Raw genomic sequence first — 20,503 nt, 5'->3', positions numbered from 1 at the left:
GCGGTGTGTGAGAAGGCATCTTGTCTCGGATGCCTTCTTTTTTCGTTCTGTCGTCTTTCTTGTCCATGCCGGACATATACATATATATGGAAAAGCAACGGACAAGAGAGGGAGATGGAGGATTTGGGCAAGAGACACGAGTGGTCGGAAGCATGGCAAATCGCCGCTGTTTACGTCGGCACGGTGATTGGAGCGGGATTTGCGACTGGCAGGGAAATTATTGAATTTTTTACCCGCTACGGAATGGCTGGGACGATCGGGGTGGCGGTCAGCGGCGTTTTGTTCACATGGGGCGGCGCGCGCCTGATGGTGATGGCGCGCCGCATTGGAGCCGCGTCCTATGATGAATTGAATCGCTATTTGTTCGGAAGAATGTTGAGTCCGTTTGTGACGCTTGTGATGACGGTGATGATCGCGGGGGTGACGGCGGTGATGATCGCCGGGGCGGGTGCGGTGTTTGAAGAGCAGATCGGCTGGCCGAGGCAGGCGGGCGTCACGCTGACGCTCGGTTTGGCGCTTCTTGTCATGTTGTTTGACCGCAAAGGGCTGTTTGGCGTCAACGTGTTCGTCGCGCCGATGATGGTGCTGTTCAGCGCCATCGCCTTTGTGAAAACAATCGTGGCTGGCGATTTGTGCCGTCCGGACATGGCTGCGGTGGACTATTCCCTCAAGGCGATGTTGTCCCCGTTTTCCTATGCGGCCTTTAACTTGGCGATGGCCCAAGCGGTGCTTGTCCCCATCGCCCGCGAAGCGACCGATGAGCGAGCGGTGAGGCGCGGAGCGATGTTAGGCGGAATGGTGTTGACGGTTTTGCTGCTGTTGAACCATATGGTGCTCCTGTCGTTTCCACACAAGGACGATTATGATATTCCAATGGCCGAAGTCGTTCATACGTTTTTTACTGTGTTGTATTGGCTTTATGTCGTCGTCATTTACGGAGAAATTTTTACATCGGTCATCGGCGGCATGTTTGGACTTGCACGCCAAGTGCGCGTTTGGGCGCCGCTTGGCGGGAAATGGCTGGGCGTGCTGCTCGTTTTGCTGTTTGCGGCGGTCAGCCCGTTTCATTACGGGGAGCTGCTGTCATTCATCTATCCGCTGTTTGGTTATATGAGTCTTGTGCTGTTGTGGCTTCTTTGGCGCCGGCAGCTGCCGCGCCGGTAAATGAGCCCTTTCGTTCCCCAAAGTTTTTTGGTGAAGGGGGACGAAAGGGCTTCGTTTCGTTATGAGTGGAAGCGGGCGATCATTTTATTCATCATGGCCAAGCTGTTCATCCAACAAGGCGCGGATGCGGTCGAGCTGCTCTTCAAGCGGACGCGTTCGGTCGATGGACCGCCGCAGTGCTTCCGCCGTTGCTGTTACTTTTTTTAACGCCTGTTTTGCCCGGCGCCGTTTCGTCAATTTGTTCATAGACGATTCTCCTTTTTTTATTTGTCTATTTTCAATAATATATAGAAGATTTTGTCGAATCAATTAGGATGAAAGGGGGATGCATAAAAATATCGATCGATTGGAAGACTATGCCGTAAACGGAAAGGCGAGGGGATCATCGTGGGTTGGTTCTCGTTTTGGAAGAAAAAGAAAAAGCGCCCCGCACAGAGGAATCTTTCGCAACTTTGGGAAAAGCTTCGGCAATCGAGCGATTTTGTCGAAGTGTCGTTTGTTGTCGGAGGCAAGGAGCTGTCGATTTACTATTTCGATTCGCTCGTTGATCCGCAAGTGCTGCAAGAGCGGATTTTTTGCCATTTGCAAAACGACATTCCCCAGCATCCGAACGTCCGATTGGAAGACTTGCAGCAAATCGTGCCGATTCAGCGCATTGAAGTGAGTGAAGACACGGCGCTGATTGAAGAGAAGGTGCTGAAAGGGTTTGTCGCTGTTACATTCCGCGAGCAGCCAAACAAAGCGGCGCTCATGGGCGCCGCGGCTGAAAATTTGGGGCTTCGGGAAAACAATGATTCGGAAAACGAATTCAGCGTCGTTGGGCCCAAAGTCGGATTTGTGGAAAATGTCGGTGTCAACTTGCATCTCATCCGCCGGCAAGTGGTGACGCCAAATCTTGTGTTTCGGGAAATGTCGATTGGTTCGATGTCGAAAACGAAAGTGGTCATCGCCTACATCGACGGTGTCGCTAATCCGGAAGTCATTCAAACGGTGACGCAGCGGCTTGAGTCCATTCATTTTGACATCGTGTTTGACAACGCTATTTTGGATCAGCTGCTCGCGGACAATTCGCGGACGCCGTTTCCTCTGTTTATCTCGACCGAGCGGATCGACCGGGCCATCTATGCGCTTGTGTCGGGTCAGGTGGCCATTTTTTGCGACGGCTCCCCGTATGCCGTGATTGGCCCCGCCGCTCTTTTCGATTTTTTTACGTCGCCGGAAGACTATTATTTGCCATGGGTGCTCGGCACGTTTTTCCGGCTCATCCGGTTTTTCGGCGTTGCGTTCTCGGTGTTAGCGTCGCCGATTTATGTGGCGGTGCTGACGTATCATTATGAAATGATTCCCGAAGACTTGCTCGGCCCGATCATTTATTCCCGCTCGAACGTGCCGTTTCCGCCGATGCTCGAGGTGCTGTTTTTGGAAATTACGATTGAGCTGTTGCGCGAGGCCGGGGCGCGGCTGCCGACGAAAGTCGCACAAACGCTCGGGATTGTCGGCGGGATTGTCATCGGGCAAGCAACCGTTGATGCCGGGCTGACGAGTACGATTTTGTTGATTGTCGTCGCGTTGGCGGCGCTCGCTTCGTTTACAACGCCGATTTTCAAAATGTCCAACACGATTCGGTTCATTCGGTTTCCGTTTATTTTGTTTGCCGCTTTCTGGGGCGGGATCGGCATCATCTTTGCTGTCTGTGGACTGCTCATTCATTTAGGGCGGCTGCAGTCGTTTGGTTATCCGTATTTGCTGCCGTTTTATCCATTTCGTGTTCGCAGCTTCCGCGATACATTCATTCGTTCGCCATACAGTGAAACGGCGGAGCGGCCGATGTTTCTTCGTCCGCGGTCGCGGTTTCGTTACGATCCGAATGCGGCGAAGCAAAAACGCGATATTGATGAGTAAGGGGGATCATGATGAGGCGTGGGCTCGCATGGGTCGGTGCGCTGCTGTTGCTTGGCGGCTGCGTCAGTTCGTGGCCGATTGACAAAATTCAAATTATTCAACAGATGGGGTATGATTTCGAGAACGGCCGCTACACGGGCACCGCGGTGTACCCGACGTTCAAGCAAGGGCCGATGACAAAGCCGAATATGCTGACGACGACGTCGCCGACGGTCTACGACTTGATTCCGCGCCTGTCATCGAAATCCGCGCTGCCGGTTGAGGAAGGGCAGCTGCGCTTGATTTTGTTCGGCAAGGAGTTTGCCAAGCGGGGGGTGACGCAAATTACGCACAGCCTCGCGCGCAACAACAAAGTCGGCAGTCATTTGCTGCTTGGCGTGGCGGAAGAAAGCGCGAAGGAGCTGCTGAAAATCACGGCGAACACGACGCTGAGCGATACGTTGTATTTGCCGAATCTGGTGGAGCAGAATGAGCAGTCGATGAACTTGCCGAAAACGAATTTGCACTTGTTTTTGTATCGCTATTTTTCCCCGGGGAGCGATCCGTTTTTGCCGTATTTTGAGAAAAAAGGAGATTTCGTCAAGCTTGAAGGGGTCGCGTTGTTTCGCGACGACCGATACGTGGGGCATGTGAGTTTGCGTGATTCGTTTTTAATGAAAATTTTGCTTGGAGAAACGAAAAACGGCGTCTACCAGCTGAAGGTTGGGAATCGCGGGAAACAGGGCGAGGATCGGGTGATGCTGCAAAACTTATGGGCGAAGTCGAAATATGAATGGAAGCGTGATGGAAGCCGCCATGTGCTTGATGTGTTCGTCCATATCCATGCGTCGGTGCGGGATTACCCGTCATGGCTCGATCAGCCGGGTCAAGATTTGTTTGCTGATGTGAAGAAAAAAATGCAAAACGAATTGGAGCATAATATGCGTCGGTTATTCCGTTATTTTCAGAAAAAACGGATTGACCCGCTCGGCATCGGCGATTTTGTTCGCAGCGTGACAAGACATTGGGATTCCGACGCGTTTTACCGTGAATACCCGGATCTAGACATCCGCCCGCACGTCACGGTGGATATCGTCCATGCCGGCATTAGCGAATAAGACGGGGAACATGAGGAGGGATTAGGATGAAGCAGGCCATTCAGGAACGGTTTCTCATCTCCCCGTTTCTTGTGTTTTTTGTCATTCACGCTACGCAAGTTGGGGTCGGGGCACTCAATTTTCAGCGTCCTCTGATGAAAGAGGCGGGGCAGGATGCCTGGATGGCAGTCTTAATGGCCGGGCTGTCGGCGCACGTGTTGATTTGGCTCATGTATCGGCTGCTGTCGCATTTGACATCAGGCGGAGACCTCGTGTCGCTTCATGAACAGTACTTCGGGCGGTGGATCGGCGGGGTGCTGAGCCTTGGACTTCTTTTTTACTACGCGTTGGCGGCGTTTATGGTGCTTCAATCATACATTGAAATCATTAAAGTATGGGTGTTCCCGTTGATTGGGGTGTGGCAGTTCAGCCTTATGTTTTTGCTGATGACGTATTACGCCGTCTCCGGCGGGTTTCGCATCGTTGTCGGCTTATGCGTTTGGGGGGTGGTGATTCCGCTGTTGACGATTTTTCCGATGGTTTTCTTTCCGCTTGAGTATGCTCAATACCGGAACTTATTGCCGGTGTTCGACCATTCGTTTGGGCAATTGGCAAAAGCATCGAAAGAGATGGTGCTGCCATATTTAGGGTTTGAAATGCTGCTGATGTATTACCCGTTTTTAAAAAATGCTCCGTCCTCGCAAAAGTGGGCGCATGCGGCCAACGCGTTTACGATGTTCATTTATTTTGTTTTGATCCTCATTTCCATCGTGTTTTATAACAAAGAGCAAATCCAGCATATTACATGGCCGACGCTGACGCTGGCCAAAATTCCGGAAGTGCCGTTTATCGAGCGGATGGAGTATATTGTCATCTCGATTTATGTGCTCGTTGTGTTACCGATCATCGCGGTCTCTATTTGGGCGGCGACGCGCGTGATCAAACAGCTGTTTGCCGTTCAGCAGCGCCGTTCGCTTCCAGTGTTGCTCGCTTGCTTGTTTGTCGGGACGCTGTTTTTCCAAGAGAAGACAGACATTGAGCAGTTGATGCAATGGACAGCGAAGGCGGGATTTTATCTTGTCGCGGTGTATGTTCCGCTTTTGTATCTATACGTATGGACGGCGGAAAAAGTGAAAAAGGCGCTACAACAAAAGCCATAAGTATGGTATAGTAAATAAAGAAAACAGAAGAATCACAATTCCGTACGCTTGTACGGGAGAGGTTTCTAGCAAAACCCTCTATAAAAAACTAGGGACGGCTGTATCCTAGGGGTATGGCCTTTTTTGTTTTGGAAACCTCTTCTTCTGCTGATTCAGAAGGAGGTTGATTGTGATGAAGATGAAGGAAGAAAAGGCGGTCGTCGTCTTTAGCGGCGGCCAAGACAGCACGACGTGTTTGTTTTGGGCGAAAAAACAGTTTGGTGAAGTGGAAGCGGTGACGTTTGACTACGGCCAGCGCCATCGCCGGGAAATTGACGTCGCTCAGGCAATTGCCGCTGAGCTTGGCGTTCGCCATACGGTGCTTGATTTGTCGCTTCTCGGGCAGTTGGCGCCGAACGCCTTGACGCGTGATGATATCGCCATCGAACAAAAGGAAGGCGGGCTGCCGACGACGTTTGTGGACGGACGCAATTTGTTGTTTTTATCGTTCGCGGCGGTGCTTGCCAAACAGTGGGGCGCGCGCCATATTGTGACGGGAGTGTGCGAGACGGATTTCAGCGGCTATCCGGACTGCCGCGATGTGTTTATCAAATCATTGAACGTCACGCTGAATTTAGCGATGGATTACGAATTTGTCATTCATACGCCGCTCATGTGGCTGACGAAAGCGGAGACGTGGAAGCTCGCTGATGAGCTCGGGGCGCTCGAGTTCATTCGCACGAAGACGCTGACGTGCTATAACGGCATCATCGCCGACGGCTGCGGCGAATGTCCAGCGTGCGTGCTGCGCAAGCGCGGGTTGGATGAATACTTGCGGGAAAAAGCGGAGGTGGAGTCGCGATGATGCATCAGCTCTATCCGCAGGTGGCGCATCATTACCGCTATGAGTTGAACAAAGATATGCACATCGCCGCCGCCCATTTCATCCCGCACGAAGCGGCCGGGAGCTGCGCAAACGTGCACGGCCACACGTACATCGTCAATGTGACGATTGCTGGCGATGAGCTCGATAAGAGCGGTTTTTTAGTCAATTTTCAAACGTTAAAACAGCTCGTTCATCGCAAGCTGGACCATACGCTGCTCAACGACCATAGCGATTGGTTTGACGGTCATGACCCGAATCGGTTTCCGACGTCGGAAGTGGTGGCGCGCACGATTTATGAAATGATTCAGCGCTATTTGGATACGCTGCCGCACAAGCCGAAATGTTTGCAAGTGTTTGTCCGCGAAACGCCGACAAGTTATGTCGTCTACCGTCCGAAAGCGGGGGAGCGGTAATGGCGCGCACGATTCCGGTGTTGGAGATTTTTGGTCCGACCATCCAAGGAGAGGGAATGGTGATCGGCCAAAAGACGATGTTCGTCCGCACAGCCGGCTGCGACTACCGCTGCCGCTGGTGCGATTCGGCGTTTACGTGGGACGGATCAGCAAAAGACGAGATCGAGCAGCTGACGGCAGACGAAATTTGGCGGCGGCTTGAAGCCATTGGCGGCCGCCGCTTCCGCCACGTGACGATTTCAGGCGGCAACCCGCTTCTGATTGCGGCTCTTGGGGAGCTCATCGCGCTTCTTCATGAAAAAGGGATGCGGGTCGCGGTTGAAACGCAAGGGAGCCGTTGGCAGGATTGGCTGCTTGACATTGACGACGTCACTCTTTCCCCGAAGCCGCCAAGCTCGGGGATGGACACCGACTGGGCGGCGCTCGATCAAATCATTGAACGGTTGCAGGCTGACCAAAGCCGAGTGCGGCGCATCAGTTTGAAAGTCGTCGTCTTTGATGACGCCGATTTGGCGTATGCGAAAGAGGTGCACTGCCGCTACCCAAGTGTTCCGTTTTATTTGCAGGCAGGAAATGCCGATGTGGCCGATTCGGATGTGGATGCACTCCGTGCGAAGCTTTTCAGTCGGTTGGAATGGCTGGTGGAACAAGCCGCCGATTCGGAGGAGCTGGCAGACGTCCACATCCTGCCGCAGCTGCACACGCTTCTTTGGGGAAACAAGCGCGGCGTGTAAAGCGGGGTGCGGCGATTCGCCCGGCAATGAATAATGAGGGAGGAATGAACGAATGGCAGGAAGAAAAGAGGAAGAATTGAAAGACTTGACGCTGCTTGGCAATCAAGGGACAACGTATTCGTTTACGTACAATCCCAATCTGCTTGAAGTGTTTGACAACAAACATCCTGACCGGGATTATTTCGTGAAGTTCAATTGTCCGGAGTTTACGACGTTGTGTCCAAAAACCGGACAACCGGACTTCGCAACGATTTACATCAGCTACATCCCGGACAAAAAATGCGTCGAAAGCAAATCGTTGAAGCTGTATTTGTTCAGCTTCCGCAATCATGGCGACTTTCACGAAGACTGCGTCAACATTATTATGAACGATTTGATTAAAGTTATGGAACCGCGCTATATCGAAGTGTGGGGCAAATTCACCCCGCGCGGCGGCATTTCCATCGATCCGTACTGCAACTGGGGACGCCCGGGGACGAAATACGAAAAAATGGCGGAATACCGGCTGCGCAATCATGACTTGTATCCAGAAAAAGTCGACAACCGCTAGAGATAAAAAAAAGAGGTAGTTTTTTCGCTCCAACTCCTATATAATGAACAATGAATGTTTGCCTTGGAGGTTTTGGCGTTGGAGCGAAGAACAGCTCTTTTGCTTGGAGCGAGCGGTTTGGTCGGCGGAGAGTTGCTGAAGCTGTTGCTGCAGTCGGATTTGTACCGCTGTGTGACGATTTTCGTCCGCACTCCGCTGCCGGTGGAACATGAAAAGCTGCAGCAAGTCGTCGTCGATTTTGCGCGGCTTGAATCGTACGAACGATATTTTTATGTGGACGATGTGTTTTGCTGCCTAGGGACGACACGCAAAAAGGCGAAAACAAAGCAGCAGTTCATTCAAGTCGACTATGAATATACGCTGCGCGCCGCGGCGCTGGCGGAAAAGTGCCGTGCGAAAAGCTTTTTGACCGTCTCTTCGGTCGGCGCCAACCCGTGCTCGCCGTTTTTTTACCAGCGAGTCAAAGGAGAGACGGAAGAGGCGTTGCAGCGGCTTTCCATTCCGTCGCTCCATATTTTTCGTCCGTCGCTGCTTGTCGGCAAGCGCCGGGAGTTCCGCCTTGGCGAAGCGTTAGGCGGGTGGTTGTTATGCCGTCTTCCGTTTTTGTTCGTCGGCAAATGGAAAAAGTATAAGCCGGTTGACGCCCATCAGCTTGCTTTGGCGATGTTTTACCGTGCGGCGTCAGCAACGAGCGGCGTCCACATCTATGAATGTGATGAACTCGCCCGCATTTCGTAAACAAAAAAGAGGCTCTTGACGGCCTCTTTTTTCTATTCAATAATCTTATAATTTTTATGGTTGACCACCGTCCGCTCTTGCAAATCAAGCTCGCGGTAGTTTTTCATATATGTCAAATCGACGATGACCGAGTTTTCGTTCACTTTTTCCACGATGCCGCGCAATCCATTTTTAAATTCAATAATGTCCCCGACTTTTGCTTTTTTCACCATTCTATCATTCCCCTTTTTAAACCGGATATAGTCGTCGGCGGCTAAAACGGGCGTGATCGGCCGAAAAGGCGGCCGGCCGGTGCGCCCTGGCCGTTGTGCCCGCTCTTTATAAAAAGGAGCAGGCGCTTTTTTACTAGTTTGCCTTATTTTTATGCACAAGTAAAGGGGTTTCTTTCCTAAAATCTGATATTTTAAAAAAAAAACAAGGGGCGAAGCCGTCCCCTTGTTTTCGTCTACTTGGCAAACACATGGTTGCCGATGACGACCGTCACCGGACGCGAGCGCAACCATTTGCTTTTCGCCGTTTTCGGATTATAGAAATAGAGCGAGCCGTTTCCTAAACCGCGAAAAGCAAGTGCTTCTTCAACGGCGCGGTATGATTCACGGTCGGCCGGTTCGTTGATCGATCCGTTTGCGACCGGCGTGAATGCATAATGGCCGCCAGAGCGCTCATAAATGACAGCGCGGATCGTATCCGGAAAATCCGGATGGTCGACGCGGTTGAGCACGACCGTTGCCACGGCCACTTTCCCGGCGTACGGTTCCCCTTTCGCCTCGGCATGGACGAGGCGAGCGAGCAAATCTTTCTCCGCCGCCGTGATGCCGGCATCAGGGATGACGAGTTTTTCACCAGGATATAGCCAATCGCCTTTGCGGTTTGTCTGCTGCAGTTGTTTCAGCGGCACACCGTATTGTTTCGCGATTTTCCAAAGCGTATCGCCGCGCTTGACGGTGTGGATCATCGCCGCATCGGCATGGCCGGCAAAGAAAAATATGCCGCACAACATAGCCGTCACCCATGCTTTTGCTTGTTTCATCCACATCCCTCCTTTTGTCTTGCAAACTCACTACTAGAGTAACAAGGATCACGCGATGAGTCATTATCGAAATGATGGAAGAAACGCGCGAGGCATTGAAATGACTAGTTTCATAGAGAGGGATGGAAAATTCTCCGCGAGCAAAAACACCCGGCTCCCAGGACGGAAAGCCGGGTGTGAAGCCATGGGAACAGGAGTTTTTAGCTGCGTGGAGCATCCATATAGTGGTAAATAACGTGGCCGCCGCGCTGGGCGATGCCGCGAAATCGTTTGAAGTCGGGCTGTTTGACGAGCACGGCACGAAAAACAGGGAAGTCCTCTTTTTTCACCAACAGTTCGGAGATGATTCCGTTGCGCAATTCATCGATTTGCTTGGCCGCCAGTGCTTCATCCATCGCATGTCCCCCCAAGCGTTGATTCGGCATCGTCACCGTTATTTATCGTATCACAGACGACTGTTGGGTTAAATACCTATATTTTGGCCGGGCAAACACCCTTTGCTTGTTCTGACATACAATATGGGTGGGTACGCGCCCCGAGAATATAAGCAAGAAAGGGAGAGAACAATGAATCATTGGGATCCGTATATGAATGGTCCGTTTTCAACCTCTTCCGGCCATGACAATGAAGCCGGATGGATGGAGAATAACGTGCCGCCGATGGCTCCGCTATCGGCAACGACACCAAATGAAGCGACGCCGACTCAAGTGATGCCGATGGCGTATTATCCGCCGGCAGCGCCTTATGGCTATTGGTGTCCACCGGTTGCGCCGCCAGCGCCGCTTGTCAGTCCGGTCCATCTTGACAGTCCAGACAGTCCGGACAGCTCCGATATGATGCTGCCGGCGCCGCCGCTCGGTTTAGGAGCCGGGCCGAATATGGCCCATGCTTCCGTTTGGCCGATGGGTGGGAAAGAAAACACGCCGCCGATGACGCCTGATGACGCCGCTATTCCGTATGGCATGACGGCCCCGTATGCAGAAAACGTTCCCCCGGCTGGCAGCACGGCTCCTGTGGCCGTTCCTGGCACGCTGTCTGGAATGGCTGCTGGTGCGACACCAGGTTTCGTTCCTGGCGCACATCCGTATGCGCCGCTGTACTATCCACCGATGGCGCCGCAGCTGTATGCCCCGGTGATGCCGTATGGCTATGGCTATCCCGCTGCGCCGCTGCCTCCATATTATGGCGGAGGAACCCCGTATGCGCCTGGCTTTCCAATCTCGTATGGCCCCTATCGGTAAGATGCCAAAAAAGACCGCCGAATGGCGGTCTTTTTTACATCTGGAGCCGAGAAAATCCTCACTTCCATGCGTGAGCGCAAGTGGGGGATGAATCGGTATCTTTCCTCATCCACCTTTCTCTTGCATCAAGAGAACGAAAGGTATAAAATGGTCATGAATAGAACAAACGTTCCTTATCGTAGGAGGGAAGGCCATGCATAAAGCCTACCTCTTTCGGTTGGATCCCATCCGAAAGCAAACGGAGCAAAGGAAGGGAGAAGAGATTGCACATGAGCATGGAACAGAAAACAGCCATTGTCACCGGTGGAGCGAATGGGATCGGCAAGGCGATCGCTAGAGCATTCGCAAAACAGGGAGCGAACGTCGTGATCATCGACCGCGATATTCAAAACGGTGAAGCGTTCGCCGCGCAATTGCAATCGGACGGGTTCGAGGCGATCTTTGTGGCGGCGGATGTGCGGAAGGTGGACGATATTGAACGGTTTGTACAAGAAGCTGCCGGCCGCTTCGGCCGCATTGACTATTTGATCAACAATGCTGGCGTCTCACGCTGGAAGTCGCCGTATGAGCTGACGGTTGAGGAGTGGGATGACGTGCTGTCAACGAATTTGCGCAGCGCTTTTTTTGCTTCTCGAGAAGCAGCTAAATATATGCGCCGCAATGCAAAAGGCGGAGCAATCGTCAACATTGCCTCGACAAGGACGCTCATGTCCGAGCCGAATTCCGAGGCGTACGCTGCATCGAAAGGCGGCCTTGTCGCTTTGACCCATGCGCTGGCGGTGTCGTTTGCGGATGATCGCATTCGCGTCAATTGCATCAGCCCCGGTTGGATTGAAACGGGCGATTATGGGCAACTGCGAGACATTGACCACCGGCAGCACCCGGCCGGCCGCGTCGGCAAACCGGATGATATCGCCCGCGCTTGTCTGTATTTATGCGATGAGGAAAACGATTTTATCACCGGGGTAAATTTGGTCATCGACGGGGGAATGACCAGGAAAATGATTTATATTGAGTAGGGAGCGGGCGTTTGTTAAAATAAACAAAATGGAGACGGTTTCAAAGGAAAAGGTGGGACGGAAAAATGAAAATCCGCAAAACGCCGGTGATGGACGGACAAGCTCCGGCTAATGTCTACATTTACGAAAATCGAAAAGAAGAATATATCGTGATTGCCATTCCGGCGCTTGAGTGGTCATTTTCGTTCGCCTATGAGGAAGAGGCGGAGGCGGTGGCCGAGCGGCTTGAGGCATCGCTAAAAAAGCGGCTTGACCATGAGCGCGCCGCCCTCTTGGCCGTGCGGTTGCTCGGCTGGGCGCGGGAAATGTAGCCTAGAGGGCGACCGTGGCTGCCGCGACTTTGCATGTTAGGGGTTCGATGACAACGTGGTCAACAAAACAAAAGTAATCGCAGTATATATCATAGGCAGCATTTTATGGATTGCCGCCACCGACACCCTGCTCAATATGCTGTCGATCAGCCGCGATGTATATATGGCGCTTGGCGCCGTCAAAGGGGTCGTGTTTATTTTGCTCTCGGCCATTTTTTTGTACCAGCTGTTAAAAAAGCGCGAGCAGCTGGAAAAGACCGAGGAAAATGAACAGCAGCTGCTTACGCTCATCAATTCGATGCCAGATTTCGTTTGCTTTAAAGACAGCGAGGGGCGATGGCTGCGCGTCAACGATTTTGGCCGGCGGCTGTACCGCCTCGAACAGATCGATTATATCGGGAAGACGGACCGCGAGCTTGGCGAGCTTGTGCCGTTTTTTAAAGAAGCGTTTGCGCAGTGCATTGCATCAGACCGCGAGGCGTGGGAGAGCGGAAAGGTGACGCGCCGCGAGGAGTCGTTTGCGACGCCGGATGGGGAAGTGAAGACGTTTGACGTCATTAAAGTGCCGCTCTTTGACGAAAACGGAGCGCGCAAAGGGTTGTTGACGATCGGCCGCGACATTACCCAGCAAAAGCTTGCCGAGGAGTTGCTCTTGAAAAAAGAAAAGCTGTCCGTCCTTGGCGAGCTGGCCGCCGGCATTGCCCATGAAATCCGCAATCCGCTCACCTCCATGAAAGGATTTATTCAGATGATGCAAGAAACGCGCGAAGTGAATGATCATTATATGCGCATTATGTTAAGTGAACTCGGCCGCATCAACCAAATTGTCAGCGAGCTGCTGGTGCTCGCCAAGCCGCAAAGCCACGATTATCGGCCGTTTTTGCTAGACGAGGCCATTTCGTATGTCATCAGCTTGATTGGCCATGAGGCGACGTTGAACAACGTTTCCATTTCCGTCCATAACACCGCTCCGAAAGCTTGTGTGTACGGCGATCAAAACCAAATTGTTCAAGTGTTGTTGAACGTTATGAAAAATGCCGTCGAAGCGATGCCTGGCGGCGGGAGTTTATACGTCCGCGTTTCCGAAGCGGGAGGAACGGTTTATTTGGATATTGCCGACACAGGCATTGGCATTTCCAAAGAGCGCCTGCAAAAAATCGGCGAACCGTTTTTTACGTTGAAAGAAAAAGGGATGGGGCTCGGGCTGACAACAAGCATGAAAATTATCCAGGAACATAAAGGGACAATGCAGATCGAGAGCGAAGTCGGAAAAGGGACGATTGTCCATTTGACGCTGCCGTCCAGCTATGCGGCCGACGCCGCAAGCGGCTGACAAAAGAGGCTGCTCCGACCAAAAAGTGTCCGCGCCCAAGGCGCGGACACGTTCTTGGTTATGAGCGGTTTTTTTTCGCTTGCTTGGCGGTGTCAACGCTGTCTTTGGCCATTTCCGCCTCTGTTTTCGAGACGGTCGGGTTGGCCACTTCTTGGCTTACTTTGTTTTGTCTCCCTTTTTTCGACATGCTTCCCCCTCCTTTCTTCCCATCGGTCACCGCCGGCCGTACATGCGCAAAATGCCATTTAACTCCTCGCTATGTTTGGTCGGAATTTGATGGCGGGCCTGGTCGATCAACACAACGCCAGCATGCGGCACATAGCGGCGAAATATGGTGATATAGAAATGAATGTAACGGTCGCGCGCTCCGTAAATGAGCAGCACCGGCAGGCGCAGGGAGGAGAGCTGCTCCGTGCAGCGGTAGACGAGCCCAGCCCGATACGCGGCCTCTAAATCCCGCTTGTTGGCCATCTGGGCGTACCGCCTCAACAGCCGCCGCTCGCGCTGGTTTGTTCCGTGCCCGAGGGCGAGCGCCAAGGAGAGCAGTGGGATGGCTCTGAGTTTGGCGGCGGAAATGCCAAGCCAAAACTCACCCCACAGCAGCGGGGTACACACTTCAGGAAATCCGCCAATCAAAATAAGTTGCTTCACATGCTGTGGATAGCGAAGGGCGAAATCAAGTGCGACCGACCCGCCGCTGGAGTAGCCGCAAATGATCGCGCGCCCGATGCCGAGGGAGCGAAGCAACACCGAGACGTCATCGGCGAGCAGCGGCACCGTAATCGGTCCATCCGACGGACTGCTTCGCCCGTTGCCGCGCATGTCGTATAAAATGAGGCGAAAATCGCGGACGAGCGGCTTTTGGCGGCAAAAAACGACATGCCCCATCCCAGGGGGATGGATGAACAATAGCGGTGTTCCGTTCCCTTTTTCTTCATAATAGAGACGGACGCGGCTGTTGATGGAAATGTATGGCATGCGAATCCCCCCTTCACGGCATCGCCCTCTATAGTATGGAAAGAAGAACAGCCTCCCATCCAAAAAACCTCCATCTTTTTTTCATTGAGAAGGACGGCTTTCCGATTTATAATTAGTCACGTGGATGAACGGCGGACAGGCGGCACGGAAAGGAGGGGGCCCGATGGAGCAGTCGTTCCGTGTGGAAAAGGCGCTCAATAACAACGTTTTAATCGCTTTCCACTCCCAGTATGGCGAAGTCGTCCTGCTCGGCAAGGGGATCGGCTTCGGCAAAAAAAGGGGGGATGAAATTGCGGAAAGTGCCGTGGAAAAATGTTTCGTCCTCAAAAACGAACGCGAACAAGAGCAATACAAAAAGCTGCTTCCGGAATTGAGCGAAGAATTCATCGCCCTCATGAGCGAGGTGGTTCAACATATTCAGCAACGCGTGGGCGCGCCGCTCGACGAGCACATCCATGTGGCGCTGACGGACCATATCGCTTTTACATTAAAGCGGCTTGAACAAGGATTGGATGTCAAAAACCCGTTTTTGGCTGAGACGAAAAGCTTGTATCCGTTGGAATATGAAATTGCCCATGAAGTGGCCCGCATGATTGAACAAAAGCTCGGGATTGTGCTGCCTGAAGGAGAGGCAGGCTTTATTGCCCTTCATATTCATAGCGCGATTTCCAAGCAAAGCGTGTCGGAAGCGAATCGATATTCCCAGCTCATTGCTGATCTTGTCAAGATCGTCGAGCAACAGCTTGGCGTTGACATCGACCGCGAGAGCGTTCATTATTTGCGGTTTGTCCGTCACTTGCGCTATGCGATTGAGCGGATGAAAAAAGGCGAAAAAGTCGAAGAACCAAAAAATTTGTCGAAAATCTTGAAGGAAGCGTATCCATTATGCTATAATCTAGCATGGAAGTTGGTCAAAGTCATGCAGCAAACGCTTCATCTGCCGGCGGACGATGCCGAGGCGGTCTATTTGACGTTGCATTTGCAACGGCTGGCGGAGAAAAAGAACAATACAACTGCATAGGTTGTCTCGCTTTACGTGTTACTGACTCGATCAGGCATGAGTAAAGAGGGCAAATAAGGCGGCAACAGCTGCGAATTCATCTTTGCGCTGTTGTAAGCGTTCTTTTTGTCTCTCTTTAGTCATGCCTTTTTTATTGCGCCGGCTCCCTCGGAAACGCCCGCTTCATTTTCGGTACATGAATCGGTCGTTTGCTGTAAAACTTAAGAAAAGGAAACTAAAGGAGGTTATGAAGATGAAACGAGCGTTTGGCACGCTGCAAAAGGTCGGGAAAGCGCTCATGCTGCCGGTGGCGATCTTGCCGGCGGCCGGGATTTTGTTGGCGCTTGGCAACGCCTTGAAAAACCCGGCGCTCACTGACAAAATTCCGGCGCTCAAAGCCGACTGGGTCGTGCTCATCTCCAATGTGATGGAGCAAGCAGGCGGCATCGTCTTCTCCAACTTGTCGCTCTTGTTTGCGGTTGGTGTGGCGATCGGCCTTGCCGGCGGGGACGGGGTCGCGGGCTTGGCGGCGATCATCGGCTACTTGATTATGAATGTGACGATGAGCGTCATCTTGGGCGTGACTTCCGATATGATCGGCGCCGACCCGTCGTACGCCAACATTCTCGGCATCCCGACGCTGCAAACCGGCGTATTTGGGGGGATTATCGTCGGGATTTTGGCAGCGTACATGTACAACAAATACTTCAATATCGAACTTCCGCAATATCTCGGCTTTTTCGCCGGCAAGCGGTTCGTGCCGATCGTGACGGCGGCGTCTGCGGTCGTGCTCGGCATTATCATGACATTCATCTGGCCGCCGATTCAGCACGGGCTCAATGCGTTTTCGCACAATATGATCGAGGCGAACAAAACGTTGGCCGCCTTTATTTTCGGCGTCATCGAACGGGCGTTGATTCCGTTTGGCTTGCATCACATTTTCTATGCACCGTTTTGGTTTGAATTTGGCGAATACGTCAATAAAGCCGGGCAAGTGGTCCGTGGCGACCAAAAAATCTTTTTCGAGCAGCTGAAAGACGGCGTGGAACTGACGGCCGGCACGTTCATGACCGGGAAATTCCCGTTTATGATGTTCGGCCTTCCGGCAGCGGCGCTTGCGATTTACCATGAAGCGCGGCCGGAAAACAAAAAAGTTGTGGCCGGCATTATGGGATCGGCTGCGTTGACATCGTTTTTGACTGGGATTACCGAACCGATCGAATTTTCGTTCTTGTTTGTCGCCCCGGCGCTGTTTGCCATTCACTGCGTCTTTGCCGGCTTGTCGTTTATGATCATGCACTTGTTGAACGTCAAAATCGGGATGACGTTCTCCGGCGGGGTCATTGACTTCTTGCTGTTTGGCGTTCTGCCAAACCGGACGGCATGGTGGCTTGTCATTCCGGTCGGCTTGGTGTTTGCCGTGATTTATTATTTCGGATTCCGCTTTGCGATCCGCAAATGGGATTTGGCGACGCCAGGCCGGGAAAAAACGGTCGAGGAAGCACCGAAAGCCGAGGCGGCCGCTGCTGGCGACCTGCCGTATGAAGTGCTCGCCGCCCTTGGCGGAAAGGAAAACATCGAACATTTGGACGCATGCATTACGCGTTTGCGCGTTTCGGTCCATGATATCGGCCGGGTCGATAAAGACCGGTTGAAAGCGCTCGGCGCTGCCGGGGTGCTTGAAGTCGGCAACAACGTGCAAGCGATTTTCGGTCCGAAATCGGATATGTTAAAAGGGCAAATTCAAGACATCATGCAAGGAAAAGCGCCGGCCCGGGCGGAAGAGAAACCGAAAGCAGCGGCCTCGGAAGCCGCGAAGTCCGAAACGATTGCTTCGCCGATGTCAGGAGAGGTCGTTCCGCTCGCTGAAGTGCCGGACCAAGTGTTTTCGCAAAAAATGATGGGCGATGGGTTCGCAGTCATGCCGACGGACGGCACGGTCGTCTCTCCGGTTGATGGGAAGATCATCAACGTCTTTCCGACGAAGCACGCCATTGGCATTCAGTCGGCCGGCGGGCATGAAATGTTGATCCACGTCGGCATCGATACGGTGAAGCTGAACGGCCAAGGGTTTGAAGCGCTTGTGAAGGAAGGCGACGAAGTGAAAAAAGGGCAGCCGATTTTGCGCGTCGACCTTGATTATGTCAAACAGAACGCCCCATCGATCGTCACACCGGTGATTTTCACGAATCTCCAAGCTGGCGAAACGGTTCACGTCAACAAGCAAGGCTCAGTTGCTCGAGGAGAAGACGCTGTTGTGACGATCCGCTAAGCTGCTTATTCGCGGCGGGGCGGGGCCAAGCATTTTCCGTTGCCTCCCCGCCCCTGCATTTGATATGATGGCAAAGAAAAAATTGAAGAAAAGGGGAATGATGAACATGGCAGAAAAAACGTTTAAAGTCGTTTCTGATTCCGGCATCCACGCTCGTCCGGCGACGATTTTGGTGCAAACGGCGAGCAAATTCAACAGCGAAATCCAGCTTGAGTACAACGGCAAAACAGTGAACTTAAAATCGATCATGGGCGTCATGTCGTTAGGCATTCCGAAAGGGGCGACGATCAAAATCACGGCAGAAGGGGCCGATGCGGCAGAAGCAATGGCGGCGTTAACCGATACGTTGGCAAAGGAAGGTCTTGCGGAATAATGGAGAAGACGATTCATGGCATCGCCGCTTCAAGCGGCATCGCCATCGCCAAGGCATACCGCTTGGAAACGCCTCATTTGGCGGCCGAAAAACGGACGGTCGCCGACGTCGAGGCGGAAATTGCGCGGCTTGAGGCGGCGGTCGCGAAAGCGAAAGAAGAGCTGGAAGCCATCAAACAGCATGCCTTGGAAAAGCTTGGCGAAGACAAAGCCGCCATTTTTGCCGCCCACTTGCTTGTGCTTGACGACCCAGAATTGCTGAACCCGATTAAGGAAAAAATCAAAACAGAACAAGTGAATGCGGAATATGCGCTCCATGAAACGGCATCGTTTTTCATTTCCATGTTTGAAGGCATGAACAATGAGTATATGAAAGAGCGGGCCGCCGATATCCGCGATGTGACGAAGCGCGTCCTCGCCCATTTGCTTGGCGTGACGATCTCTAATCCGAGCCTCATTTCCGAAGAGGTCGTCATTATCGCTGAGGATTTGACGCCATCCGATACGGCGCAGCTGAACCGCCAATATGTGAAAGGATTTGCCACCGACATCGGCGGGCGAACGTCGCATTCGGCCATTATGGCCCGCTCGCTCGAAATCCCGGCTGTCGTCGGCACGAAGGCGATTACGGCGGAAGTAAAAAACGGCGACATTGTCATTGTCGATGGACTTGACGGTCAAGTCGTCGTCAATCCGTCCCCGGAGCTGCTTGCGCGTTATGAAGAGAAGCGGGCCCGCTACGAGGCGCAAAAGGCAGAATGGGCGAAACTCGTTCACGAGGCGACCGTGACGGCTGACGGCATTCATGTCGAGCTGGCTGCCAACATCGGCACGCCAGACGATGTGAAAGGAGCGTTGGCGAACGGAGCGGAAGGCATCGGATTGTATCGCACAGAATTTCTATACATGGGACGCTCGGAACTGCCGACGGAAGACGAACAGTTTGTGGCTTACAAAACGGTGCTGGAACAAATGAATGGCAAGCCGGTCGTCGTCCGGACGCTTGACATTGGCGGCGACAAAGAGCTCCCGTATTTACACTTGCCAAAAGAGATGAACCCGTTTCTAGGGTTTCGAGCCATTCGCCTTTGCCTGGAAATGCAAGACATGTTCCGCACGCAGCTGCGCGCCTTGCTGCGGGCGAGCGTGCACGGCAATTTGAAAATCATGTTCCCGATGATTGCGACGCTCGATGAATTCCGCCAAGCGAAAGCGATTTTACTCGAAGAAAAAGAAGCGCTCCTCCGCCAAGGGGTTGCCGTTGCGGATGGAATTGAAGTCGGCATGATGGTGGAAATCCCGGCAGCTGCCGTCATGGCGGACCAGTTTGCGAAAGAAGTCGATTTCTTCAGCATTGGAACGAACGACCTGATCCAATATACGATGGCGGCCGATCGGATGAATGAGCGGGTTGCGTATTTGTACCAGCCGTACAACCCGGCTATTTTGCGGCTCATCAGCCACGTGATCGATGCCGCCCATCGCGAAGGAAAATGGGTCGGGATGTGCGGGGAAATGGCCGGCGACCCGATCGCGATTCCGATTTTGCTTGCCCTTGGCCTTGATGAGTTCAGCATGAGCGCCACCTCGATTTTGCCGGCGCGCGCCCAGCTGAAGCGGCTGTCAAAAGAGGATGCGGTCCGCGTGAAAGAGACAGTGCTGTCGCTTGGTACGGCTGAGGAAGTCGTGTCGTTTGTCAAACGAACATTTTCACTTGCCTGAATGAAAGCGTGGCGACGTTTACGTTCGCCGCGCTTTTTTCGTTTTGCGTTATGCCAACAGCGGCGTCGACGATTCATAGCCATACCGCTGCCGGACCGTAAGCGAAAGGCCGATAGCGATAACTTTCGCCATTTGGTAAACAATGTGCAAATTCGTATACGGAAGCGCGCTTACATCGGCCGTGTCCTCCATCATGACTCCCATGACGCTGATGTCTCCGACCGGTGGCAGCGATTTGCCGAGCGCCGTGCCAGGGGAAAGGGCGCCAGGGCGGATGGCGATCGTATGGACAAACGGCTGCGGCCCGACAATGCTGTCGATTGCCACCACATACGCTCCGCGCTCGTGTTGCAGCCGCTCGGAAACACGATGAATGTTCGTTGCATCGACAGGCTTCCTAAGTGTACCGATGACGGTCAAATGATCCGGATAAGCGTTTTCCAGCAGCGTGCCGACGAACGGCCCTAAGCTGTCGCCGTTGATGCGGTTGCTGCCGATGCAAACGACGGTCAAACGGGAAATGTGCGCTGGCAGCAGGGAAAACAATTCATTGCGAATAAGCAAAGGAGCAAGCGGATCACTATACAAAATCGATTTCATCGGCCGCGATTCCTTTCCGTCGG

The 20,503-nt window shown here is 52.9% G+C and carries 24 protein-coding genes; 17 read left to right on the top strand and 7 right to left on the bottom strand.

What is annotated here, in order from left to right; all coding sequences use genetic code 11:
• Positions 1–123 precede the first annotated feature (123 nt).
• Positions 124–1,164: a YkvI family membrane protein gene (locus CD000_RS10490; protein WP_096226276.1), complete on the top strand. Its 1,041-nt coding sequence runs from the start codon at positions 124–126 to the stop codon at positions 1,162–1,164.
• An 84-nt stretch (positions 1,165–1,248) separates the two neighbouring features.
• Here the strand turns inward: CD000_RS10490 and CD000_RS18455 are convergent, their stop codons facing one another.
• Positions 1,249–1,410, bottom strand: coding sequence for a hypothetical protein (locus CD000_RS18455; protein ID WP_158225549.1), 162 nt, complete (start codon positions 1,408–1,410; stop codon positions 1,249–1,251).
• Between the two features lie 141 nt (positions 1,411–1,551).
• On the opposite strand from CD000_RS18455, the gene CD000_RS10485 reads away from it, so the two are divergent.
• The 8 genes from CD000_RS10485 (at position 1,552) to CD000_RS10450 (ending at position 8,602) form a co-directional block, all read left to right on the top strand.
• The gene (locus CD000_RS10485) at positions 1,552–3,066 is read left to right on the top strand and encodes a spore germination protein (protein ID WP_096225614.1); all 1,515 of its coding nucleotides are present in this window, start codon (positions 1,552–1,554) and stop codon (positions 3,064–3,066) included.
• Positions 3,067–3,077: 11 nt separating this feature from the next.
• Positions 3,078–4,163 (top strand): Ger(x)C family spore germination protein, encoded by a 1,086-nt coding sequence (locus CD000_RS10480; RefSeq protein WP_096225613.1) that lies wholly within the window; start codon positions 3,078–3,080, stop codon positions 4,161–4,163.
• A gap of 26 nt (positions 4,164–4,189) precedes the next feature.
• Complete coding sequence (locus tag CD000_RS10475) at positions 4,190–5,302, top strand: GerAB/ArcD/ProY family transporter (protein WP_096225612.1); 1,113 nt, start codon at positions 4,190–4,192, stop codon at positions 5,300–5,302.
• 178 nt (positions 5,303–5,480) lie between these two features.
• On the top strand, positions 5,481–6,146 hold the full coding sequence (queC, locus tag CD000_RS10470; RefSeq protein ID WP_198962537.1) for a 7-cyano-7-deazaguanine synthase QueC: 666 nt from the start codon (positions 5,481–5,483) through the stop codon (positions 6,144–6,146).
• A complete protein-coding gene (gene queD / locus CD000_RS10465) occupies positions 6,143–6,580 on the top strand; it encodes a 6-carboxytetrahydropterin synthase QueD (protein WP_096225610.1) in 438 nt (145 codons plus the stop codon). Before queC ends, queD begins: the two co-directional genes overlap by 4 nt.
• Complete coding sequence (queE, locus tag CD000_RS10460; RefSeq protein ID WP_011230478.1) at positions 6,580–7,314, top strand: 7-carboxy-7-deazaguanine synthase QueE; 735 nt, start codon at positions 6,580–6,582, stop codon at positions 7,312–7,314. Before queD ends, queE begins: the two co-directional genes overlap by 1 nt.
• Positions 7,315–7,366: 52 nt before the next feature.
• A complete protein-coding gene (gene queF / locus CD000_RS10455; protein ID WP_096225609.1) occupies positions 7,367–7,864 on the top strand; it encodes a preQ(1) synthase in 498 nt (165 codons plus the stop codon).
• A 54-nt stretch (positions 7,865–7,918) separates the two neighbouring features.
• Complete coding sequence (locus CD000_RS10450; protein WP_014195299.1) at positions 7,919–8,602, top strand: NAD-dependent epimerase/dehydratase family protein; 684 nt, start codon at positions 7,919–7,921, stop codon at positions 8,600–8,602.
• A 32-nt stretch (positions 8,603–8,634) separates the two neighbouring features.
• On the opposite strand, the gene CD000_RS10445 is transcribed toward CD000_RS10450, so the two are convergent.
• From CD000_RS10445 to CD000_RS10435, 3 genes are all read right to left on the bottom strand, one after another.
• Positions 8,635–8,814 carry a YkvS family protein gene (locus CD000_RS10445; protein ID WP_033005507.1) on the bottom strand — a complete coding sequence of 60 codons (180 nt, stop codon included), beginning with the start codon at positions 8,812–8,814 and terminating at the stop codon, positions 8,635–8,637.
• A gap of 233 nt (positions 8,815–9,047) precedes the next feature.
• A complete protein-coding gene (locus tag CD000_RS10440) occupies positions 9,048–9,632 on the bottom strand; it encodes a cell wall hydrolase (protein WP_014195301.1) in 585 nt (194 codons plus the stop codon).
• A gap of 200 nt (positions 9,633–9,832) precedes the next feature.
• Positions 9,833–10,027 carry a hypothetical protein gene (locus tag CD000_RS10435; protein ID WP_011230483.1) on the bottom strand — a complete coding sequence of 65 codons (195 nt, stop codon included), beginning with the start codon at positions 10,025–10,027 and terminating at the stop codon, positions 9,833–9,835.
• A gap of 171 nt (positions 10,028–10,198) precedes the next feature.
• Between CD000_RS10435 and CD000_RS10430 the strand changes: the two genes are divergently transcribed.
• The 4 genes from CD000_RS10430 to CD000_RS10415 all read left to right on the top strand — a co-directional run bounded on the left by CD000_RS10430 (position 10,199) and on the right by CD000_RS10415 (position 13,536).
• On the top strand, positions 10,199–10,873 hold the full coding sequence (locus tag CD000_RS10430; protein WP_014195302.1) for a hypothetical protein: 675 nt from the start codon (positions 10,199–10,201) through the stop codon (positions 10,871–10,873).
• Positions 10,874–11,142: 269 nt separating this feature from the next.
• Positions 11,143–11,892 (top strand): SDR family NAD(P)-dependent oxidoreductase, encoded by a 750-nt coding sequence (locus CD000_RS10425; RefSeq protein WP_096225608.1) that lies wholly within the window; start codon positions 11,143–11,145, stop codon positions 11,890–11,892.
• 65 nt (positions 11,893–11,957) lie between these two features.
• Positions 11,958–12,203 (top strand): YueH family protein, encoded by a 246-nt coding sequence (locus CD000_RS10420; protein WP_011230486.1) that lies wholly within the window; start codon positions 11,958–11,960, stop codon positions 12,201–12,203.
• A gap of 55 nt (positions 12,204–12,258) precedes the next feature.
• A complete protein-coding gene (locus tag CD000_RS10415) occupies positions 12,259–13,536 on the top strand; it encodes an ATP-binding protein (RefSeq protein ID WP_096225607.1) in 1,278 nt (425 codons plus the stop codon).
• A 58-nt stretch (positions 13,537–13,594) separates the two neighbouring features.
• On the opposite strand, the gene CD000_RS19430 is transcribed toward CD000_RS10415, so the two are convergent.
• Both CD000_RS19430 and CD000_RS10410 read right to left on the bottom strand, forming a co-directional pair.
• Positions 13,595–13,723, bottom strand: coding sequence for a hypothetical protein (locus CD000_RS19430; protein ID WP_255350130.1), 129 nt, complete (start codon positions 13,721–13,723; stop codon positions 13,595–13,597).
• A gap of 26 nt (positions 13,724–13,749) precedes the next feature.
• Positions 13,750–14,514, bottom strand: coding sequence for an alpha/beta fold hydrolase (locus CD000_RS10410; protein WP_096225606.1), 765 nt, complete (start codon positions 14,512–14,514; stop codon positions 13,750–13,752).
• Between the two features lie 163 nt (positions 14,515–14,677).
• Here CD000_RS10410 and glcT point away from each other — a divergent pair, with 163 nt between their 5' ends.
• The 4 genes from glcT to ptsP all read left to right on the top strand — a co-directional run bounded on the left by glcT (position 14,678) and on the right by ptsP (position 19,880).
• Complete coding sequence (gene glcT / locus CD000_RS10405) at positions 14,678–15,535, top strand: glucose PTS transporter transcription antiterminator GlcT (RefSeq protein ID WP_096225605.1); 858 nt, start codon at positions 14,678–14,680, stop codon at positions 15,533–15,535.
• Between the two features lie 232 nt (positions 15,536–15,767).
• The gene (gene ptsG, locus CD000_RS10400) at positions 15,768–17,786 is read left to right on the top strand and encodes a glucose-specific PTS transporter subunit IIBC (RefSeq protein ID WP_096225604.1); all 2,019 of its coding nucleotides are present in this window, start codon (positions 15,768–15,770) and stop codon (positions 17,784–17,786) included.
• A gap of 106 nt (positions 17,787–17,892) precedes the next feature.
• The gene (locus tag CD000_RS10395) at positions 17,893–18,159 is read left to right on the top strand and encodes a phosphocarrier protein HPr (protein ID WP_011230496.1); all 267 of its coding nucleotides are present in this window, start codon (positions 17,893–17,895) and stop codon (positions 18,157–18,159) included.
• Complete coding sequence (gene ptsP, locus CD000_RS10390) at positions 18,159–19,880, top strand: phosphoenolpyruvate--protein phosphotransferase (protein WP_096225603.1); 1,722 nt, start codon at positions 18,159–18,161, stop codon at positions 19,878–19,880. The genes CD000_RS10395 and ptsP overlap by 1 nt, the downstream gene beginning before the upstream one ends.
• 48 nt (positions 19,881–19,928) lie before the next feature.
• Here ptsP and yyaC read toward each other — a convergent pair whose 3' ends face one another.
• Positions 19,929–20,480 carry a spore protease YyaC gene (gene yyaC / locus CD000_RS10385; RefSeq protein ID WP_020754921.1) on the bottom strand — a complete coding sequence of 184 codons (552 nt, stop codon included), beginning with the start codon at positions 20,478–20,480 and terminating at the stop codon, positions 19,929–19,931.
• Positions 20,481–20,503: the final 23 nt, after the last annotated feature.

It is taken from the genome of Geobacillus sp. FJAT-46040, from assembly GCF_002335725.1.
GTDB classification, from domain to species: domain Bacteria; phylum Bacillota; class Bacilli; order Bacillales; family Anoxybacillaceae; genus Geobacillus; species Geobacillus thermoleovorans.
This window is presented reverse-complemented; position numbering and strand designations above follow the sequence as displayed.

Excerpts from the sequence above, each read along its gene's own strand:
- queE (WP_011230478.1), top strand. The coding sequence starts at position 6,580 with ATGGCGCGCACGATTCCGGTGTTGGAGATTTTTGGTCCGACCATCCAA.
- yyaC (WP_020754921.1), bottom strand. The coding sequence starts at position 20,480 with ATGAAATCGATTTTGTATAGTGATCCGCTTGCTCCTTTGCTTATTCGC.
- ptsP (WP_096225603.1), top strand. The coding sequence starts at position 18,159 with ATGGAGAAGACGATTCATGGCATCGCCGCTTCAAGCGGCATCGCCATC.
- CD000_RS19430 (WP_255350130.1), bottom strand. The coding sequence starts at position 13,723 with ATGTCGAAAAAAGGGAGACAAAACAAAGTAAGCCAAGAAGTGGCCAAC.
- CD000_RS10430 (WP_014195302.1), top strand. The coding sequence starts at position 10,199 with ATGAATCATTGGGATCCGTATATGAATGGTCCGTTTTCAACCTCTTCC.
- CD000_RS18455 (WP_158225549.1), bottom strand. The coding sequence starts at position 1,410 with ATGAACAAATTGACGAAACGGCGCCGGGCAAAACAGGCGTTAAAAAAA.
- CD000_RS10450 (WP_014195299.1), top strand. The coding sequence starts at position 7,919 with ATGTTTGCCTTGGAGGTTTTGGCGTTGGAGCGAAGAACAGCTCTTTTG.
- CD000_RS10445 (WP_033005507.1), bottom strand. The coding sequence starts at position 8,814 with ATGGTGAAAAAAGCAAAAGTCGGGGACATTATTGAATTTAAAAATGGA.
- CD000_RS10410 (WP_096225606.1), bottom strand. The coding sequence starts at position 14,514 with ATGCCATACATTTCCATCAACAGCCGCGTCCGTCTCTATTATGAAGAA.
- CD000_RS10435 (WP_011230483.1), bottom strand. The coding sequence starts at position 10,027 with ATGGATGAAGCACTGGCGGCCAAGCAAATCGATGAATTGCGCAACGGA.
- CD000_RS10395 (WP_011230496.1), top strand. The coding sequence starts at position 17,893 with ATGGCAGAAAAAACGTTTAAAGTCGTTTCTGATTCCGGCATCCACGCT.
- CD000_RS10475 (WP_096225612.1), top strand. The coding sequence starts at position 4,190 with ATGAAGCAGGCCATTCAGGAACGGTTTCTCATCTCCCCGTTTCTTGTG.
- CD000_RS10480 (WP_096225613.1), top strand. The coding sequence starts at position 3,078 with ATGAGGCGTGGGCTCGCATGGGTCGGTGCGCTGCTGTTGCTTGGCGGC.
- ptsG (WP_096225604.1), top strand. The coding sequence starts at position 15,768 with ATGAAACGAGCGTTTGGCACGCTGCAAAAGGTCGGGAAAGCGCTCATG.
- queF (WP_096225609.1), top strand. The coding sequence starts at position 7,367 with ATGGCAGGAAGAAAAGAGGAAGAATTGAAAGACTTGACGCTGCTTGGC.
- queD (WP_096225610.1), top strand. The coding sequence starts at position 6,143 with ATGATGCATCAGCTCTATCCGCAGGTGGCGCATCATTACCGCTATGAG.
- CD000_RS10440 (WP_014195301.1), bottom strand. The coding sequence starts at position 9,632 with ATGAAACAAGCAAAAGCATGGGTGACGGCTATGTTGTGCGGCATATTT.
- CD000_RS10425 (WP_096225608.1), top strand. The coding sequence starts at position 11,143 with ATGAGCATGGAACAGAAAACAGCCATTGTCACCGGTGGAGCGAATGGG.
- CD000_RS10420 (WP_011230486.1), top strand. The coding sequence starts at position 11,958 with ATGAAAATCCGCAAAACGCCGGTGATGGACGGACAAGCTCCGGCTAAT.
- queC (WP_198962537.1), top strand. The coding sequence starts at position 5,481 with ATGAAGGAAGAAAAGGCGGTCGTCGTCTTTAGCGGCGGCCAAGACAGC.
- glcT (WP_096225605.1), top strand. The coding sequence starts at position 14,678 with ATGGAGCAGTCGTTCCGTGTGGAAAAGGCGCTCAATAACAACGTTTTA.